The 18470-nt window shown below is 66.7% G+C and carries 13 protein-coding genes and 1 pseudogene; 9 read left to right on the top strand and 5 right to left on the bottom strand.

Annotation, left to right across the window (positions count from 1 at the left end):
* Positions 1 to 51 precede the first annotated feature (51 nt).
* The 4 genes from N2602_RS37340 to N2602_RS37325 all read left to right on the top strand — a co-directional run bounded on the left by N2602_RS37340 (position 52) and on the right by N2602_RS37325 (position 4800).
* Positions 52 to 1089: a ligase-associated DNA damage response exonuclease gene (locus N2602_RS37340; RefSeq protein ID WP_260381204.1), complete on the top strand. Its 1038-nt coding sequence runs from the start codon at positions 52 to 54 to the stop codon at positions 1087 to 1089.
* A complete protein-coding gene (locus N2602_RS37335) occupies positions 1086 to 2747 on the top strand; it encodes an ATP-dependent DNA ligase (RefSeq protein WP_260381203.1) in 1662 nt (553 codons plus the stop codon). Before N2602_RS37340 ends, N2602_RS37335 begins: the two co-directional genes overlap by 4 nt.
* Before the next feature lie 313 nt (positions 2748 to 3060).
* Entirely contained in the window at positions 3061 to 3363 is a 303-nt protein-coding gene (locus tag N2602_RS37330; protein ID WP_260381202.1) for a DUF6460 domain-containing protein, read from the top strand.
* A gap of 87 nt (positions 3364 to 3450) precedes the next feature.
* On the top strand, positions 3451 to 4800 hold the full coding sequence (locus N2602_RS37325; RefSeq protein ID WP_260381201.1) for an MATE family efflux transporter: 1350 nt from the start codon (positions 3451 to 3453) through the stop codon (positions 4798 to 4800).
* A gap of 171 nt (positions 4801 to 4971) precedes the next feature.
* On the opposite strand, the gene N2602_RS37320 is transcribed toward N2602_RS37325, so the two are convergent.
* Positions 4972 to 6069 carry a quinone-dependent dihydroorotate dehydrogenase gene (locus N2602_RS37320; RefSeq protein ID WP_260381200.1) on the bottom strand — a complete coding sequence of 366 codons (1098 nt, stop codon included), beginning with the start codon at positions 6067 to 6069 and terminating at the stop codon, positions 4972 to 4974.
* Positions 6066 to 6410 carry a DUF952 domain-containing protein gene (locus N2602_RS37315; protein WP_172786228.1) on the bottom strand — a complete coding sequence of 115 codons (345 nt, stop codon included), beginning with the start codon at positions 6408 to 6410 and terminating at the stop codon, positions 6066 to 6068. The genes N2602_RS37320 and N2602_RS37315 overlap by 4 nt, the downstream gene beginning before the upstream one ends.
* A gap of 293 nt (positions 6411 to 6703) precedes the next feature.
* On the opposite strand from N2602_RS37315, the gene N2602_RS37310 reads away from it, so the two are divergent.
* Complete coding sequence (locus tag N2602_RS37310) at positions 6704 to 7360, top strand: helix-turn-helix transcriptional regulator (RefSeq protein WP_260381199.1); 657 nt, start codon at positions 6704 to 6706, stop codon at positions 7358 to 7360.
* A 114-nt stretch (positions 7361 to 7474) separates the two neighbouring features.
* On the top strand, positions 7475 to 8227 hold the full coding sequence (locus N2602_RS37305) for a carbonic anhydrase (protein ID WP_212256120.1): 753 nt from the start codon (positions 7475 to 7477) through the stop codon (positions 8225 to 8227).
* A gap of 147 nt (positions 8228 to 8374) precedes the next feature.
* Here N2602_RS37305 and N2602_RS37300 read toward each other — a convergent pair whose 3' ends face one another.
* The 3 genes and pseudogenes from N2602_RS37300 to N2602_RS37290 all read right to left on the bottom strand — a co-directional run bounded on the left by N2602_RS37300 (position 8375) and on the right by N2602_RS37290 (position 14784).
* Complete coding sequence (locus tag N2602_RS37300; protein WP_260381198.1) at positions 8375 to 10018, bottom strand: lysine--tRNA ligase; 1644 nt, start codon at positions 10016 to 10018, stop codon at positions 8375 to 8377.
* Positions 10019 to 10370: 352 nt separating this feature from the next.
* Positions 10371 to 13804, bottom strand: a pseudogene (locus N2602_RS37295) (hypothetical protein).
* Between the two features lie 392 nt (positions 13805 to 14196).
* On the bottom strand, positions 14197 to 14784 hold the full coding sequence (locus N2602_RS37290) for a PadR family transcriptional regulator (protein ID WP_036020538.1): 588 nt from the start codon (positions 14782 to 14784) through the stop codon (positions 14197 to 14199).
* Between the two features lie 196 nt (positions 14785 to 14980).
* On the opposite strand from N2602_RS37290, the gene N2602_RS37285 reads away from it, so the two are divergent.
* The 3 genes from N2602_RS37285 to N2602_RS37275 are packed head-to-tail and all read left to right on the top strand — an operon-like array spanning position 14981 to position 18461.
* Entirely contained in the window at positions 14981 to 15367 is a 387-nt protein-coding gene (locus N2602_RS37285; protein ID WP_260381197.1) for a nuclear transport factor 2 family protein, read from the top strand.
* Positions 15368 to 15406: 39 nt separating this feature from the next.
* Positions 15407 to 17197 (top strand): acyl-CoA dehydrogenase C-terminal domain-containing protein, encoded by a 1791-nt coding sequence (locus N2602_RS37280; protein ID WP_260381196.1) that lies wholly within the window; start codon positions 15407 to 15409, stop codon positions 17195 to 17197.
* Between the two features lie 55 nt (positions 17198 to 17252).
* Positions 17253 to 18461, top strand: coding sequence for an acetyl-CoA C-acetyltransferase (locus N2602_RS37275; RefSeq protein WP_172786079.1), 1209 nt, complete (start codon positions 17253 to 17255; stop codon positions 18459 to 18461).
* Positions 18462 to 18470 lie beyond the last annotated feature (9 nt).

Below are 18470 nucleotides of genomic sequence, written 5' to 3'. Positions count from 1 at the left end.
CGAAACGGGTAATTGACTCGAAGATGTGATGGCTCGACTTATATAACAGGCATGCGCCCGCAAGACATCCTGCTGCCAAATGCTGCCGGCCTGTGCTGCAAGCCCGGCGGCTTCCATATCGACCCTGTCCGGCCCGTCGAGCGGGCCGTGATCACCCACGGCCATTCCGACCATGCCCGTGCCGGCCATGGCGCCGTGCTGGCGACGCAGGAAACGCTGGACATGATGCGGCTGCGCTATGGCGAGAACTTTGCCGGCTCGACCCAAGCGATCAGCTATGGCGAGGAGATCCGGCTCGGCGACGTCAAGGTCAAGTTTCACCCGGCCGGCCACGTGTTGGGCTCCGCACAGATCGCCGTTTCGTGCAAGGATACCTGCATCGTCGCCTCCGGCGACTACAAGGACGCGCCCGATCCGACCTGCACGCCGTTCGAGCTGGTGTCGTGCGACGTCTTCATCACCGAGGCGACGTTCGGGCTCCCGGTCTTCCGGCATGGCGATGCCAGCGACGAGGTCAAGAAGCTGCTGGCTTCGGTCGCGCTGTTTCCCGAGCGCGCGCATCTCGTCGGGGCCTACTCGCTCGGCAAGGCGCAGCGCGTGATCAAGCTGCTGCGGCAGGCCGGCTACGACGCGCCGGTCTACCTGCATGGCGCGATGGAGACGATCACGCATTACTACCAAAGCCGCGGGATCGACCTTGGCGAGCTCAGGCCGGTGAAGGGGATGAAGAAGGCGGCGCTCGCCGGCACCATCACCTTGGCGCCGCCATCGGCCACATCCGATCTCTGGACGCGGCGCTTTCCCGATCCCGTCACCGCCTTCGCCTCGGGCTGGATGCGCGTGCGCGCCCGGGCGCGGCAGCGCGGCGTCGAGCTGCCGCTGGTGATCTCCGACCACGCCGACTGGGACGGCCTCACCGCGACCATCGCAGCGACCGGCGCCGGCGAGATCTGGGTCACCCACGGTCAGGAAGATGCGCTGGTGCATTGGTGCCGGAGCAAGGGCCTGAAGGCGCAGCCGCTCGATCTCGTCGGCTATGGCGACGAGGAGGAGAGCGAGACTCCCATTCAAGGCGAGGCCGAAGCATGAACCGCTTCGCCGAGCTGCTCGACCGCCTCGCCTATGAGCCCGGCCGCAACAACAAGCTGCGGCTGCTCACCGGCTATTTTCGCGAAGTCGGCGACCCCGACCGCGGCTATGCGCTGGCGGCGCTGACCGGCGCACTCAGCTTCAAGCACGCCAAGCCGGCGCTGATCCGCGATCTCATCGCGGCACGCACGGATGAGGTGCTGTTCGGGCTGAGCTACGACTATGTCGGCGATCTCTCGGAGACGGTGGCGCTGATGTGGCCGAAGGCCGCGCTCGCCGCCCACAACAACCCACCCCCGCCGAGCCTCACCGAAGTCGTCACCACGCTGCGCACGCTCGGCAAGACCGAGCTGCCGAAGCAGCTCGAACGTTGGCTCGACGAGCTCGACGAGACCGGTCGCTGGGCGCTGCTGAAGCTCGTCACCGGCGCGCTTCGCATCGGCATCTCGGCGCGGCTCGCCAAGACCGCCGCCGCTGCGCTCGGCGACAAGGACCCGCACGAGGTCGAGCTGATCTGGCCGGGCCTCGTCCCGCCCTATCTCGACCTGTTCGCCTGGCTGGAGGGCCGCGGCGACAAGCCCGTCAACCGCGATCCCGCGCCGTTCCGCCCGGTGATGCTGGCGCATGCGATCGAAGACGGCGATTTCGCCGCGCTCGATCCCGCCGACTACATCGCCGAATGGAAATGGGACGGCATCCGCGTGCAGGCGGTCGCCGGGCGCGATGAGCGCGGCCATATCACCGCGCGGCTCTATTCGCGCACCGGCGAGGACATCACGGGCAGCTTCCCGGATCTCGTGCCGTCGCTGCGCCTGCCGGGCGCGATCGACGGCGAGCTCTTGATCCTGCGCGAAGGCCGCGTGCAGAGCTTCAACGTTCTGCAGCAGCGGCTCAACCGCAAGGTGGTCTCGCCGAAGCTGATCAAGGAGTTTCCGATTCACCTGCGCGCCTATGATCTGCTCGGCGACGACGAGAACGACCTGCGCGAGCTGCCTTTTGCCGAGCGGCGCGAGCGGCTGGAGAGATTCATCGCGAAACTCGACGATCCCCGCATCGATCTCTCGCCCACCGTGCCCTTCGACAGCTGGGAGGCGCTGACGGCCGCACGCGCCGATCCCGCGAGCGCCGGCGCCGGCGAGGACGCGGACGCCGTCGAGGGCGTGATGCTGAAGCGGCGCGATGCGCCTTATCTGCCGGGGCGGCCGAAGGGCCAATGGTGGAAGTGGAAGCGCGACCCGCACATCATCGACGCCGTCCTGATGTATGCGCAGCGCGGCCACGGCAAGCGCTCGTCCTATTATTCCGACTACACCTTCGGCGTCTGGACCGAGACCGAGAATGGCGAGGAGCTGGTGCCGGTCGGCAAAGCCTATTTCGGCTTCACCGACGAGGAGCTGTTGCAGATCGACCGCTTCGTCCGTCGCAACACCACGGAAAAATTCGGCCCCGTCCGCCATGTCGTGCACGAGGGCGACAAGGGCCTGGTGCTGGAGGTCGCTTTCGAGGGATTGCAGCGCTCGCCCCGGCACAAATCCGGCGTCGCCATGCGTTTCCCCCGCATCAGCCGCCTGCGCTGGGACAAGCCGCCCCGGGAGGCCGACCGGCTGGAGACGCTGGAGAAGATGCTGAAGGCCGAGGCGGCGGAGATCGAGGTGTGATGCGCGCGCTGAGCCGAACTTTGGCGGCGCCTGAGCGCGCGCCTCGTCCTTCGAGACGACCGCTTCGCGGTCTCCTCAGGATGAGGCTAATCGGCGTCAGCGCCTGCTGCCGCTCACTCCGTCCTCATCCTGAGGAGCCCGCCTAAAGCGGGCGTCTCGAAGGATGGCCGCAGGGAAACCTCTCAATAGTCTCGCGGGAGAGGTGATCGACTGCCCGAATTAAACTCCCGTAACCCGATTGACGCACCCTTGCGGGTTCCCCATGTCCCCCGCCGTGCCCTATAATGGGTCGAATCCGCTTCAGGAGTTTGCGATGGTCCAAGACGTCAGAGATTTGCCGGCCGGCCGCAGCGACGGCCTGCACCGCTTTCTCGGCGGCTCGCCGCTGACCGTCGCGTTCCGCCTGGTGCTGCTCTCGATCCTGGTCGGCGTCGTGCTCGCCGCGATCGGCTTCGACCCCTGGAACATCATCCACAGCATCCGCCTCTTGTTCCAGCGTCTGTGGGATCTCGGCTTCGATGCGGTGAACTGGCTGTGGCGCTACTTCCTGCTCGGCGCGGTCATCGTGATCCCGATCTGGCTGCTGTCGCGCGTGTTCGGCGGGCCGCGTCGCTAACGCTTCTCGACATGCGCGGCCGACGCAAGCACGCCATGCCGGCCGTGATAGTGCATTCGACAATCGGGTCGGATACACGCAGCTGACATGAACGCACCGCTTCACCCCAAGGTCGACTCGCGCCAGGTCTTCGCCATCGCAGGTCCCGCGATGGTCGCGAACCTCACGACGCCGCTGATCGGCGTGGTCTCGACCACCGCGATCGGCCGGCTCGACGATGCGGCGCTGCTCGGCGGCGTCGCGATGGCCTCCGTCATCTTCGACTGCCTGTTCTGGCTGTTCGGCTTCCTGCGCATGAGCACGCTGGCCTTCACCGCGCAGGCGCTCGGCGCGGGCGAGACGCGCGAGCAGACCGTGATCCTGGTGCGCGGCTTCATCGTCGCCGGCCTGATCGGCGCGGCGCTGATCGCGCTGCAGCTGCCGTTGGCTGGCGCACTGTTCGACCTGATGGGCGGCAGCGAGGGCGTGACGCACGCCGCGAAGACCTATTTCATGATCCGGATCTGGTCCTCGCCTTTCGCCTTCGCCAATTACGTCATCCTCGGCTGGCTGGTGGGGCAGGCCCGCGCCAATCCGGCCCTTGCGCTCCAGGTCGTCATCAACCTCGTCAACATGGTGGCGACGATCCTATTGGTGCTGGTCTACGACACCGGCATCGCCGGCGCCGCGATCGCCGCGCTTCTGTCCGAGACGATAGGCTTCGTGCTCGGCGTGATCGTGTGCAGGCGCTATGCGGTGGGCGGTTTTGCCGTGCCTCGCGCAACGCTGTTCGATCGCGAAAAGCTGATGCGGCTCCTGGCGGTGAACACCGACATCCTGATCCGCACCGCGGCGCTGATCGCCGTGTTCCTGTTCTTCACCGCCAAGGGCGCGCGTGCCGGCGACGTCACGCTGGCCGCGAACTCCGTGCTCAACAACTTCCTCCTGGTCAGCGCTTTCTTCCTCGACGGCCTTGCGAATGCGGCGCAGCAGCTCTGCGGCCGCAGCTTTGGCGCGCGCGACGCCAAGGGATTTGCGGATTCGACCAGGCTGGTGCTGCGCTGGGGGCTCGGCTTCGCCATCGTCGTCGCCGTGGTGTTCGCAGGCTTCGGCCCCGATATCATCAATGTCATGACGGCGAGCGAGGACGTCCGCCGCGCTGCGCGCGAGTTCCTGCCCTTCATCGTGCTCGCGCCGATCCCCGGCGTGTTCGCCTTCGGCTTCGACGGCATCTATGTCGGCGCCACCTGGGCGCGGGAGATGCGCAATCTGATGCTGGCCTCGCTCGCGATCTTCTTCGCCGTCTGGCTGGCGCTGCAATCGTTCGGCAATGCCGGCCTGTGGAGCGCGCTGATCGCGTTCTACGTCGCGCGCGGCGGCTTGCAGGGCGCGAGGTATCCCGTGCTGTATCGGGCGACGTTTTCTTCTCCCTCGCCCCGCTTGCGGGGAGAGGCATAGGCGGCCTATGGCCGCCGTTCTCTGACAAAGAACGCCGATGCAGAGCATCGGCTATGGTGAGGGGGAGTCTCCGCAAGGGCGGTGAGAGTTGGACTCGCGGAGAGTCCCCCTCACCCGGAATTTGCTCTCGCAAATTCCGGCCTCTCCCCGCAAGCGGGGAGAGGCGGAGGATCACAACCCCGGCCAGTCTTCCGCCGTCAGCGTCGCCGCATCGGCGCCGACGATCTCGGCCAGCGAATCCCGCCCCGTTCGCAGCAGCGTCGAAGTCAGGTCGCGCTTGATCTCGTCGACGAGGCCGAGGCCCTTGTAGACCAGCGACGAATAGAGCTGGATCAGGCTGGCCCCGGCGCGGATCTTGGTCAGCGCGGCGCCGCCCGAATCCACCCCGCCGACGCCGATCAGCGGGAATGCGCCCTCGACGCGCACATAGGTCTCCGCGACCATGCGCGTTGAGAGGCGGAATAGCGGCCGGCCGGACAGGCCGCCTTGCTCCTTCGCCCGCATCTCCTCGCGCAATGTGCTCGGCCGCGCGATCGTGGTGTTCGACACGATCATGCCGTCGACCCGGCGCGAGCGCGCGACCTGCACGACGTCGTCGAGCTGGGCAAGGCTCAAGTCCGGCGCGATCTTGAGCAGCACCGGCGTGTCGCCGGCCTTCTGCCTGACACGCTCGCGGGCGTCGATCACGCGCGCGAGGAGATCGTCGAGCAGCGCGCCTTCCTGAAGGTTGCGCAGGCCCGGCGTGTTCGGCGAGGAGACGTTGACGGTGAAATAGCTCGCAACCGGCGCGAAGGTCTCGATCAGCTTGACGTAGTCGCCGACGCGGTCCGGCGAATCCTTGTTGGCGCCCACATTGACGCCGACGATGCCGCCGTGCTGCGCGCGCGCGGCAAGCCGGCGCAGGGCCGCCTCCGCGCCGTCATTGTTGAAGCCCATGCGGTTGACGATCGCCTCGTCGCGCTCGAGCCGGAACAGCCGCGGCCGTGGATTGCCGGCTTGCGGCTTCGGCGTTACCGAGCCGATCTCGACGAAGCCGAAACCGAGCCGCAGCAGCGCATCCGGCACTTCGGCGCTCTTGTCGAAGCCCGCGGCCATGCCGATCGGATTGGGAAAGTTCAGCCCGAAGGCGCGCACCGCGAGCTTGGGATCATCGGCACGCGGCTTGACCGGTGGCAGGAAGCGCAGGCCCTGGATCGCGAGGCGATGGGCGTCTTCGGGATCGAGCCAGCGCAGCACCGGCAGCGAAAAGGCGTCGAACGCGCGGATCACGGCAACAGCTCCGGAACATCGTGACCGCCGTCGGAGCGCGTGTTGAGGTTCATCACCGCGATCACCGCGCCGAAATCGAGCTCGCCATAGAGATGGGGGAAGAGCTCGTCATTGCGCGAGCGTTCCCAGCGCAATTCGCTCCCCAGCGCATCGCCGTCGACCTCGACCAGGAACAGCGCGCGCTGCCCGAAATAGTGCTTGCGCAGGGTCTCGGGAACCTGGGCCGCGGTCGAGAAATGGATGAACCCGTCGCGCGCGTCGTCTGCGCTGCCCCGGTAGACACCCTGCCGTTCCGCCTCGCGCCAGGCCGAGGCCGGACAGATTTTGTAGATCTTGACCACCGCTACCGCAGCCTTGTTTGTTCTTTGAGTCTTTTGGGTTTTTTCGCCTTTTGCGGGTCCTCGAAACCCGGGCGCGACCGTAAAGGCCACCCCTTCCGAACTCAAGGCTTAGAGCCTTTTCCGCGCCGATGAAATCGGAACGGGGGCTCCAGATTCCCGTTTTGCGCGTTTTCCTGACGCGAACGGGTACCCGCTCCGTTACGAACGCCGTTCTCCCTCGCCTCTTGCGCGAAAAACGGAAAACCTGTTGATTTGAGGACAGTTTTCCTGAGTTGCGACGGGCTGGACCTTCCATGGTCAGACAGGCCAAAGCGCAGAGGATGCTGACTCACGACCAGATCTGGGCCGCACTGGACCGGTTGGCGGCGCGTGCCGGGCTGTCGCCGTCCGGCCTCGCCAAGCGTGCCGGACTCGACCCCACCACCTTCAACAGGTCCAAGCGCGTCACCGCCGACGGACGCGAGCGCTGGCCTTCGACCGAATCGATCGCAAAAGCGCTGGCCGCGGCTGACGCCTCGATCGACAGCTTTGCCAAATTGATCGACGACGACGGCGCGAGCGATGGCCGCTCGGTGCCGCTGCTCGGTTTCGCACAGGCGGGCACGAGCGGCGCTTTCGACGAGGCCGGTCTTCCATCGGGCAAGGGCTGGACCGACATCGCGCTGCCCGCCACCGAGGACAGCCACGCCTTTGCGCTGGAGATTTCCGGCGATGCGCTTGCGCCTGTTTATCGCGACGGCGACATCGTCCTGGTCTCGCCCGGCGCGCCGATCCGCAAAGGCGATCGCGTGGTGGTGCGGAGCAAGGCGGGCGAGATGACGGTCGCGACGTTGAAGCGCCGCACGGCCAAGGCGCTGGAGCTTGAGCCGCTCGATGCGACGCAGGCCGAATGGACGATGGCGGCGGGCGACGTGGCGTGGATCGCGCGGATCCTGTGGGCCAGCCAGTGATCGCGTGACCGGACCATGACGCAGTTCGCGTTGCGACCGCCATTGCGACTCACCACGCCTCTCGCATAGGTTGCGCACCTGTTGCCGACCAAGTTCATCTCGAGGGGGAATACGATGAATCGCCGCCACGCATTGAAGGCCCTGGCGGGTCTCGCACTTTGTCCGTTGTGCAAGCCGGGCTTCGCCGCCGAAGGCGCACATTGGAGCTATGAGGGCGCCGGCGGCCCGGCCAAATGGGGCGATCTCGAAGCGGCCAACAAAGCCTGCGCGGCCGGCCTGCAACAATCGCCGATCGACATCGAGGCGACGATCAAGTCGCAATTGCCGGTTCTGAAGCTGAGCTGGGGCAAGAGCGCCGACACCATCGTCAACAACGGGCACACCATCCAGCTCAACTTCGTCGAAGGCAGCACGCTGATGCTCGGCGACGTCAAGTACAAGCTGCTCCAGGTGCACTTCCACCGGCCCAGCGAGCACATGATCGGCGGCAAGAATTTTCCGATGGAGGCGCATTTCGTCCATCGCAACGACGCCGGGGGGCTTGCCGTCGTCGGCGTGCTCATGACCGAGGGCAGGCCGAACGCATCCTTCGCCAAGATCATCAAGACCATGCCGGCGGCAGAAGGGCCCGCGGTGAAGGCCGATGCGAGCATCGATCCGCTCGCCATGCTGCCGCCGAAGCTCAGCTATTACCGCTATCCCGGCTCGCTGACGACGCCGCCCTGCTCTGAAGTGGTCGAGTGGCTGCTGCTGACCACCCCGATCCAGGTGGCGGCGAGCGATGTCGCCGCGTTCGCAAAGCTCTACCCGATGAATGCGCGCCCGGTGCAGAAGGACAACCGCCGCTACGTGCTGCGATCGATTTGAGTGCGTCACACCGCGGCTTCGCTACGTAGTTCAAGGTCATTCCCCGCGTAGGCGGGGAATCCAGTAAGCCGCGGCTTCTCGATTCATCACATCTGCCGCGGCGTACTGGATCGCCCGGTCAAGCCGGGCGATGACAGTGGAGTGGGATCACGCGCTCCTCGCCAGCGCGCCGTCGATCATGTTCACCGCGTTCTGCACGCCGTAGACCGCGACGAAGGAGCCGAAGCGCGGGCCCTTCTCCTGGCCGAGCAGCACCTGGTAGAGCATGTTGAACCAGTCCAGCGTCACGCCGGGGCGGCCGTCCTTGCCCTTCTTGACCTGGTCGAGGAACGGCTCGCGGCGGCCGATCTCGTAGACGACGTTCTGGATCTCCTCGGCCGAGGCGTCCTGCGCCAGCTGCGAGAGCGCATCGCGCAGGTCCTGCAGCGCCCTGCGCTCGCTGTCATCAGGCACGCGGAACTGCTTCGTCGGCGCGACGAAGTCACGGTAGTAGTTGATGGCGTAGCCGACCATCGCATCCAGCTTCGGATGCGTCTGCGGGCTCACGCCCGGACGATAGCGCCCGATGAAGCCCCACAGCGTCTCGGCGTTCTCCGCGTTCGACGACGACACCAGCGTCAGGAGCAGCTGGAAGGTGACGGGCATGTCGCCCTGCGGCGGCCTGCCGTTGTGGATGTGCCAGACCGGGTTGCCGAGCTGCTGCTTGCCGTCCTGCTTCGGAAAGCCGTCGAGGAATTGCTGGTAGTCGTCGACGTTGCGCGGGATGACGTCGAAATACAGCCGCTTGGCCGCCTTCGGCTCGCGATACATGAACAGCGACAGGGATTCCGGCGAGGCGTAGCGCAGCCATTCGTCGATGGTGAGGCCGTTGCCCTTCGACTTCGAGATCTTCTGGCCCTTCTCGTCGAGGAAGAGCTCGTAGTTGAAGCCTTCGGGCGGCGTGCTGCCGAGCGCTCTTGCGATCGCGCCGGACAGCTTCACGGAATCGATCAGGTCCTTGCCGGCCATCTCGTAGTCGACGCCGAGCGCGACCCAGCGCATCGCCCAGTCGGCCTTCCACTGACACTTGACGTTGCCGCCGGTGACGGGCGTCTCGACTTCCTGGTTGGTATCGGGATCGACATAGGTCACCGTGCCGGCCGCGACGTCGCGGCGGATCATCGGCACCTGCAGCACGACGCCGGTGGTCTTGCTGATGGGCAAGAACGGCGAATAGGTCGCGCGGCGGTCCGGTCCCAGCGTCGGCAGGATGATCGCCATGATCTTGTCGTAGGCGGCCAGCATCTTCAGCAGCGTCGCGTCGAAGCGGCCGGACGTGTAATAGTCGGTCGAGCTCGCGAACTCGTAGTCGAAGCCGAAATGATCGAGGAAGGCGCGCAGCCGCGCATTGTTGTGGTGGCCGAACGACGGGTACTCGTTGGAGAACGGATCGGGCACCCGCGTCAGCGGCTTGCCGAGATGCTCCGCCAGCATCTCCTTGTTCGGAACGTTGTCGGGCACCTTGCGGAAGCCGTCCATGTCGTCGGAGAACGCCAAGAGGCGCGTCTTGATCTTGTCCTCGGTGAGCACGCGGAAGGCGTGGCGCACCATCGAGGTGCGCGCCACCTCGCCGAACGTGCCGATGTGCGGCAGTCCGGACGGACCGTAGCCGGTCTCGAACAGCACCTCGTCCTTCGGGCTTTTCTTCAGCCGCGCGACGATGGCCTTCGCCTGCTCGAACGGCCAGGCGTTGGATTGTTCGGCGAGCGCACGCAACTCGCTCGGGTTTGCGGCTAGATCAATAACGGACATCAGGGGCCTCCGGGCCGCGGAAAATAGCGATTTCCCGGCAGAATGCAAAAGTTGCGAGCTGATACCCCCAGCCCTCTCCCGCTTACACGGGGCTAGCGCATATGGGAGTTCTTCTCCGCGGCCATCCTTCGAGACGCCCGCTTTCGCGGGCTCCTCAGGATGAGGGCGGAGTGCGCGGCAGCAGTTTCAACGGGCACAGACGCTGATTAGCCTCATCCTGAGGAGGCTGCGTCAGCGCCGTCTCGAAGGACGAGGCGTGCGCGCAGGCCGCCGCCACAAGTCATATGTGGTAGCCCAGCGCTTGCGGGGGAGGGTTGGAGGTGTCGCCGCGTCGGATCGAATGCGATGCGGCTCAATGTGCCGCTGATGCCGAGCGCTTGGTCGCGACTTGCTTCGGGGCCGGCTTGGCGCTGGCCTGCGGTGCGCTGTCCCAGCCGCCGTTCGGGGCCGCAACGTTGACGGCATCGTCGGGCTGCGGCTCGGCGCTGAAGGTCTGGATCGCGAGCTTGGCGGCGGCGAGCGATTGCGGGTCGAGGCGCTTGGCGACGTCGTCACGCTTGCCGGCGGCATCCGCATCGCCCTGGGCGGCAGCTAAGCTGAACCATTTGTAGGATTCGGCGAGGTTCTGCTCGACGCCGATGCCGCGGGCATAGAGGATGCCGAGGTTGAACTGGCTGTCGGCGACACCGCGATCGGCCGCTTTCCGGAACCACTGCGCCGCGCTCTTGTAATTGGCGCCGCGACCGCCGCCGTCGGCATCGAGCACGGCGAGATTGTGCATCGCCTTGGCGTTGCCGCGCTCGGCGGCCTGGGTGTAGTAGCGGCGCGCGATGTCGGCGTCCTTCTTCACCCCCAAGCCCTTTTCGTAGAGCGTGCCGAGACGGAAGGTTGCGGGGACGACCCCGGCCTGCGCCGCGCGATCGTACCACTTCGCCGCTTCGTCGTAATTGGTGGCGACGCCCTTGCCTTCGGCAAAGCGCACGCCGATCTCGTAGGCCGCGGTCGCATCGCCCTTCATCGCGGCATTGCGCAGGGCCGGGCCGCCGATGCCGTCAGGCAGCTTCTCGCTCGGCGGCACCTGAATCACGCCAAGCCTGGCGCGGCTGCTGCCCGACAGCGCGCCGGTGACGTCGCTGGAGGTCGGCGGCGGCACCGCCGCGGCAGGCGCTTGCGGGATTTCAACCGAGGCCGCGCTGCCGGAATGGGGAATGGGCGCCGGCGCGGCGTTGTTCTGCGACTGCCGTCCGAGCGGTGTCGGCGAGGTCATTGACGGGGTGATCTGTTCCGGCGCGGCCGGCTTGGTCTCGACCGGCGGTGGCGCGGGCTGCGGTGCCGGCTCGCTCGGGACGTTTTGCATCGCCTGCGGCGTCGGTGACAGGCTGCCGCCTTCGAGCAGGTTCATCGCCATCTTGAAGGTGCCGAGCACGATCACGACCACGCTCGCGCCGACCAGCAGCGAGCGGATCTTCGAGGTGATGGTCGAGCCACCTTCCTGGCCCTTCTCCTTGGCGCGGGCGATCGCGGCCTTGGCGCCACGGGCGGGCTTCTCGGGCGGCTGCGCGGCGGCGGCCTGCGCGGCGCGGCGGGCGGCGGCGATGAAGCTCGACGACGACACCGGCTCCTTCGGTGCGGCGGCAATTTCGCTGATCGCGCTCTCGGAGGCGGCGATGCGTTCCGACGGCGAGGCGAGGCGTCCGCCCGGCCGGGTGCCCGGCTCGAGCGGGTGATCCGGCGGCAGTTCCGGCGCGAGTGCAGCGCGCGCGGTGTGCGGCTCCAGGATCTCGCTGATCGCGCGCGGCGGAACCGGTGGTGCCGCCGGCACGGGCGGTGGCGCGGCGGGGGCGGCGGCGTGGAATTCGCGCGGCGCGGCGACGAAGGCGGCCGGCGCCGGCTGCGCGGCAGCGGGATTGGGCAGTTCGGGCTTCGGATCGTATTTCGGCGGCTGTGCTTGCGGCTGCGGCCGCGGCTCGCGCGCCATTGGCGCCGGCTCCATCGCCGCCGCCGTGGGCATCGGCATCGGCTGCGGGGCGGGGGAGGCGGCGCGGTGCGCACCGCGCGCAGATCGCCCTCGATCATCGAGAGGCGATCGACGACGTGGCCGAGCGCGCTGTGGACGGCCTCGAGCGAGTCCTGGGTGTGCCGGTTGGTCTCGGCCTGGCTGAAGCGGATGTCGGAGAGCTCGCGCTTGACGAGATCGACCATGCCGGAATCGGGCGGAGCTGCGGAGCTGCGGCTCTCGGCCAGCGCGGCATAGGTCGCCTGCTGCCGTTCCAGGTGCCTGAGGATGTCGTGCAGCCCGTCCTCGACGCGGCTCAAATTGCCGTTGCGCGGATCGGCCGCGGCCTCGATCCGCTCCAGCAGATACGAGACCCGCTGCTCGAGATGGGCGAAGGTCGAGGCGGAATCGTTGCCGACCTGCATGCGGTCGAACCGGTCCGACAGCGCGCGGATCGCAGCTTCGAGATGCTCGGTGCTCTCGGACGGCTGCGGCCGCTCGCGCGTTTCCAGCGCGGCGGTGAGCGCCGCGATGCGCTGCTCCAGCACCGCAAAGCTGTCGCCGTGACCGGAGGCGCGGGTGATCTGGTCGACCTTGGACGACAGCAGCTGCACGTCTTCGGACAAACGCGCGAGCGCCTCGTTGGAGGCGACGTTGGAGACGATGGCGCGCAGCGCCGAGATCGCGCCCTCGAGCTGCTGCACGGTCGAGGGATCGTCATTGGCGCGCAGGATCAGGTCGAGCTTGGCGCCGAGATTGCGGATCGCCTCGTCGTAGCCGGTGAGCTGCTCGGCCGGCGTCAGCGTGCGCAGCACCTGCTTGATGTCGGACAGTGCGCGCTCGATGCCGGCGAGAACCTGCCCGTCGGTGCCGTTGGAGCGGGTCTCGTCGATCCGGCGATGCAGCGAGCGGATCTCGTTCTCGATCGATTCGATCGCGCGCCGCGGCATCGCCTCGGTGATGGCGGCGCGGATTTCGGCCAGCTCGCTGCGGAAGGCATTGATGGCCTGCTCGGTATTGTCGGGCCGCTGCAGCGATTCGATCTGGCTCGTGATCTTGAGCAGATGGCGCTCGAGCGAGGAAAAATCCGGCGCCGGCTGCGGTGGCGGCGGCGCGTAGGCAGGGGCGGGTGGCGCCATCGGCGGCGCGTAAGCAGCCGTTGGCGCGAGCGACGGCGCGGCACGCGGCGGCATTTGCCTCGGCGTAAAGCCGTCGAGCTCGCTCTGGCGCGCCGTGATCTCGGCGACCGCGACGTCGAACGAAGCCGGGCTCAAAGGTGGTGAGCTGCGATAGACCTGCGCGGCCGCGCGCTCGACGGCATCGGCCTGGCGCTGGCGCGCCTCGGCCGGGGTGGGGCGCGGGGCCTGCGGCTGCTGCGGTTGCCGCTGCGGGCGGGAGATCTGCGACAGGCGCGCATCGAGCCGCGAGATCGCGTCGTTGAGTTGGCGCGCGACGCCCTGCTCGCGCGAGACGTCTGGTCTTGAGGAGTCTTGGCGCGAGGAGTCTTGTCTTGAGGAATCTTGGCGCGGGGCGGGTTTTGAGATCCGCTCGATCTGCTGGGTGATCGCGTCGAGCCGCTGGTGGATGTCGGCGACTTCGCGGCTCTCCTGGCTCGGCACGTGCTGCGGACGCTGATCGTAAGGTCCGCGAAAATTGGGCGGGGCAGTTTCGCCGAGCGTGGAGTTCAGCCAATCGTTGAGCGACATGCCGGCACGACGCGCAGCAGCCTCGGCCCGCTCCCGGACGGATGGATCGATGCCGTCAACACTCCACGATACGCGCGAATTCATGACTCTGTCCGGTTCCGACTTCGGCACCCCACCCGGCGCCTCCAGCTTCCCCACGCGTGCCGGTTGTAAAGACAATCGAATTTGGCGCGGGTCGTCTGCCTCGAAAACCGACTTTTTCCTGTTACGGTAAATAACGGGTTAAGGAACGCGGCGCGGCTGTCTTAAAGTTGGGCGGCGGGAACTGGGGCTGCCGGGAGTGACGTCGCTGCACCTTTAGGCGGCGTGCTCTCGCCACACACTCCGCTGTCATCGCCCGCGAGGGCGGGCGATCCAGTACGCCGCGGCGGCTCGATTCCAGCCGCGCCGTCACGGAGTACGGGATGCCCCGCCTTCGCGGGGCATGACACCGGTGGATGTGGCGGCAGCACGCCGTAGCGTCGTTGGCCGGCGTCTCAGCCCTTTTCGCGCTTGCCATCCTCGATCGGCACCACGGTGGCCTTGCCGCTCATCGCCGACAGCGCCTCCAGTGCCTCCTCGCAGAAATCGGCCACCATCTGCTCGTGACGGGCGCCGAGCTGAAGCAGCAGCAGATTGCCGAGGTCGAGCCGGCCTTCCGCCGTGCCGTCGGGAAAGCGCTTCTTCAGGATGCGCTCATAATTGGCGTGGCGGTCGCGGTGGTGTTCCAGGCGGGCCATCAGGTCGGTGCGCATGGGCTCGATGTCGATGCTGTCGAGCGCGTGCAGCCGCACCAGGAGGTCGTCCTTGATCGAGGGCGGCGTGCTTGGCCGCGCGGCCCAGTGCCGCAGTGCTGTTCGGCCCTCGGGAGTCAGCGTATAAATCAGCTTGTTGGGCTTGCCTGACTGCACCACCTCGCGGCCCTGGATGTAGCCGCGGTCGCGCAGCTTGGAGAGCTCGCGGTAGATCTGCTGATGGTCGGCCTTCCAGAAGAAGCCGATCGAGGAATCGAACGTCTTGGCGAGCTCGTAGCCCGTCATCGGGCGTTCCGTCAGGCATGCGAGGATTGCGTCGCCCAGTGCCATGACTGGCCTTCCTTCTGAGGTTTGACCAAGCTGCTTGACTTTATGCGCATCGGCGCATATGCGTCAATGTGCATATGAGGCAGCGTGCAGGCGGGCCAAAGGCCCGACTGAATAATCAAGCGAATTCAATCACATCTCTACTGTGCATGGGGTTGTTTTCGAGACTTTTGCCCTTAGCCTAGGGAGGCACCTGAGAATGACCGGCCTCGATTCCTGGTACGCCTACATGAAGTCTCATGACCGCGCCGCGCTCTGGGACCTCCTGCATCCCGACGCCGTGTTCGAAAGCCCCGTCGTGCACACGCCGCAAGCCGGCCGCGACATCACCTTCAAATACCTCTCCAGCGCCGAGAAGGTGCTCGGCGGTCCCGGCTTCACCTATGTCGGTGAATGGAAGAGCGAGCGCGGCGCCGTGCTCGAATTCAAGAATGTCATCGACGGCATCGAGATCAACGGCGTCGACATCATCAGCTTCGATACCGAGGGACGCATCACTCACTTCAAGGTGATGGTGCGTCCGCTCAAGGCGATCAACATGCTGCACCGCCTGATGGCGGAGCAGCTTGCCGCCGCCCAATCCTAAGCCCAACATCCCCTTCGAGCCCCATGCCGGGAGACCCCCATGCCGATCTATAAAGCCCCCGTCGAAGACGTGAACTTCCTGCTCAACGACGTCTTCCAGATCGATCGCTACGACAACCTCGCCGGCTTCTCCGATGCATCGAGCGACGTGCGCGCGGCCATTCTCGGCGAAGCCGCCAAGCTCGCCGAAGAGGTGCTGCAGCCGCTCAACCGCGTCGGCGATCTCGAAGGCTGCAAGCGCAGTGACGACGGCAGCGTCACCACGCCGAAGGGTTTCAAGGAGGCCTTCAAGCAGGTCGTCGAGGGCGGCTGGCTCGGCCTGTCGGCGCCGACCGAATATGGCGGCCAGGGCCTGCCGGTGACACTCTCGCAAGCCGTCAACGAATTCCAGATCTCCGCCAACATGGCGTTCTCGATGTATGGCGGCCTCACCATGGGCGCGACCGCGGCGCTTCTGGTGCACGGCTCGCCGGAGCAGAAGAAGACCTACGTGCCGAAGATGGTGGCCGGCGAATGGACCGGCACCATGAACCTCACCGAGCCGCATTGCGGCACCGATCTCGGCATGCTCCGCACCAAGGCGGTGCGGCAGGCCGACGGCAGCTTCAAGATCACGGGCACCAAGATCTTCATCTCGGCCGGTGAGCACGATCTCGCCGACAACATCATCCATCTCGTGCTCGCCCGCATCGAGGGCGCGCCGGCCGGCATCAAGGGCGTGTCGCTATTCGTGGTGCCGAAGTTCCTGGTCAACGCCGACGGTTCGGTCGGCGCCCGCAACGGCGTGGTCTGCGGCTCGATCGAGCACAAGATGGGCATCCACGGCAATTCGACCTGCGTGATGAACTACGACAACGCCACCGGCTGGCTGATCGGTGAAGAGAACAAGGGCATGCAGGGCATGTTCGTGATGATGAACGAGGCCCGGCTCGGCGTCGCCGTGCAGGGCCTCGCGCAGTCCGAGGTCGCCTACCAGAACGCGGTCGCCTATGCCCGCGAGCGCATCCAGGGCCGCGCGCTCACCGGCGCCAAGGCGCCGGACAAGCAGGCCGACCCGATCATCGTCCATCCGGACGTGCGCCGCACGCTGCTCTCGATCCGCGCCTTCAACGAGGCCGCGCGCGCCTTCGTGATGTGGACTGCGCTGAAGAGCGACGTCGCCCACCGCTCCGAGGACCCCAAGGACCGCCAGGCCGCCGACGACCACATGGGCCTGATGACGCCGGTGCTGAAGGGCTTCCTCACCGATTACGGCTTCGCCAACGCGGTGCAGGCGCAGCAGATGTACGGCGGCCACGGCTACATCGCCGAGCAGGGCATGGAGCAGTTCGTGCGCGATGCGCGCATCGCCATGATCTATGAAGGCGCCAACGGCATCCAGGCGCTCGACCTGGTCGGCCGCAAGCTGCCGCGCGACGGCGGCCGTGCCATCATGGCCTTCTTCGGCGAGGTCATGGCCTTCGCCAAGGAGAACGGCGGCGACGAGGCGCTCAAGCCCTTCATCACCCCGCTCTCGACCTCGCTCGGCCATCTGCAGCAGGCGACGACCTGGCTGATGCAGAACGCGATGGCCAAGCCTGACAATGCCGGTGCCGCCGCGACCGACTACCTGCATCTCTTCGGCTTCGTCGCGCTCGGCTACATGTGGGCGCGGATGGCCAAGGTGACGCTAGGGAAGATTGCCGAGAGCGGGGCGACGCCCTATCTCTCGACCAAGCTCGTCACCGGCCGTTTCTTCATGGAGCGGATGCTGCCGGAGACCGCGGCCAATCTGGCGCGCATCCAAGCCGGCTGCGCCACCATCATGGAATTGCCGGCGGAAGCGTTCTGAGCCTGCTTCCGCTGCCTGCTCCCAATCGTATCGAACATCACATCAGGAGGGCGTCATGCCTGAGGCATTCATCTACGACCACGTTCGCACCCCGCGCGGCCGCGGCAAGGCGGACGGCGCGCTGCACGAAGTCACCGCGCTCGCGCTCGCGACCGTGCCGCTGAAGGCGCTGAAGGACCGCAACAACCTTCCCGAGGATTCGGTCGATGACGTCGTGCTCGGCGTGGTCGATCCGGTCGGCGAGGCCGGCTCCGACATCGCGCGCTTCGCGGCGCTGAAGGCGGGTCTCGGCGAGGCCGTGCCGGGCGTGCAGATCAGTCGCTTCTGCGCCTCCGGCCTCGATGCCGTGAACTTCGCCGCGGCGCAGATCATGAGCGGCCAGCATGAGCTCGTGATCGGCGGCGGCGCCGAATCGATGAGCCGCGTCGGCATCGGCGCCTCCGGCGGCGCCTGGCCGATGGATCCGTCGATGGCGGTGCCGGCTTACTTCATGCCGCAGGGCGTGTCGGCCGACCTGATCGCCACCAAATACGGCTTCTCGCGCGACGACGTCGACGCCTACGCCGTGCAGAGCCAGCAGCGCGCCGGCAAAGCCTGGGACGAGGGCCGCTTCAACAAGTCCGTCGTGCCGGTGAAGGACATCAACGGACTCACCATCCTCGCCAAGGACGAGCATATGCGTCCCTCGACGACGATGCAGTCGCTGGCTCAGCTGCAGCCCTCGTTCACGATGATGGCGCAGATGGGCGGCTTCGACGGCGTTGCGATTCAGTCGCACCCGGAGATCGAGCGCGTCAACTACGTGCACCATGCCGGCAATTCCTCGGGCATCGTCGACGGCGCCGGCGCCGTGCTGCTGGGCAGCAAGGAGGCGGGTGCGAAGTACGGCCTGAAGCCGCGCGCAAAAATCCGTGCCTTCGCCAACATCGGCTCGGAGCCGGCGATGATGCTGACCGGTCCGGTCGACGTCACCGAGAAGCTGTTTGCGCGTTCCGGCATGAAGAAGTCGGACATCGACCTGTTCGAGCTCAACGAGGCCTTCGCCTCGGTCGTGCTGCGCTACATCCAGGCCTTCGACATCGACAATGCCAAGATCAACGTCAATGGCGGCGCGATCGCGCTCGGCCATCCCTTGGGGGCGACCGGCGCGATGATCCTCGGCACCGTGCTCGACGAGCTCGAGCGCACCAACAAGTCCACCGCCCTCGTCACGCTGTGCATCGGCGGCGGCATGGGCACCGCGACCATCATCGAGCGCGTGTAAGGCTAGGGA

It is taken from the genome of Bradyrhizobium sp. NC92, from assembly GCF_025200865.1.
Taxonomy (GTDB): domain Bacteria; phylum Pseudomonadota; class Alphaproteobacteria; order Rhizobiales; family Xanthobacteraceae; genus Bradyrhizobium.
Note: the sequence above shows the minus strand (reverse complement) of the source record. Positions and strands in the feature narration are given on the sequence as shown.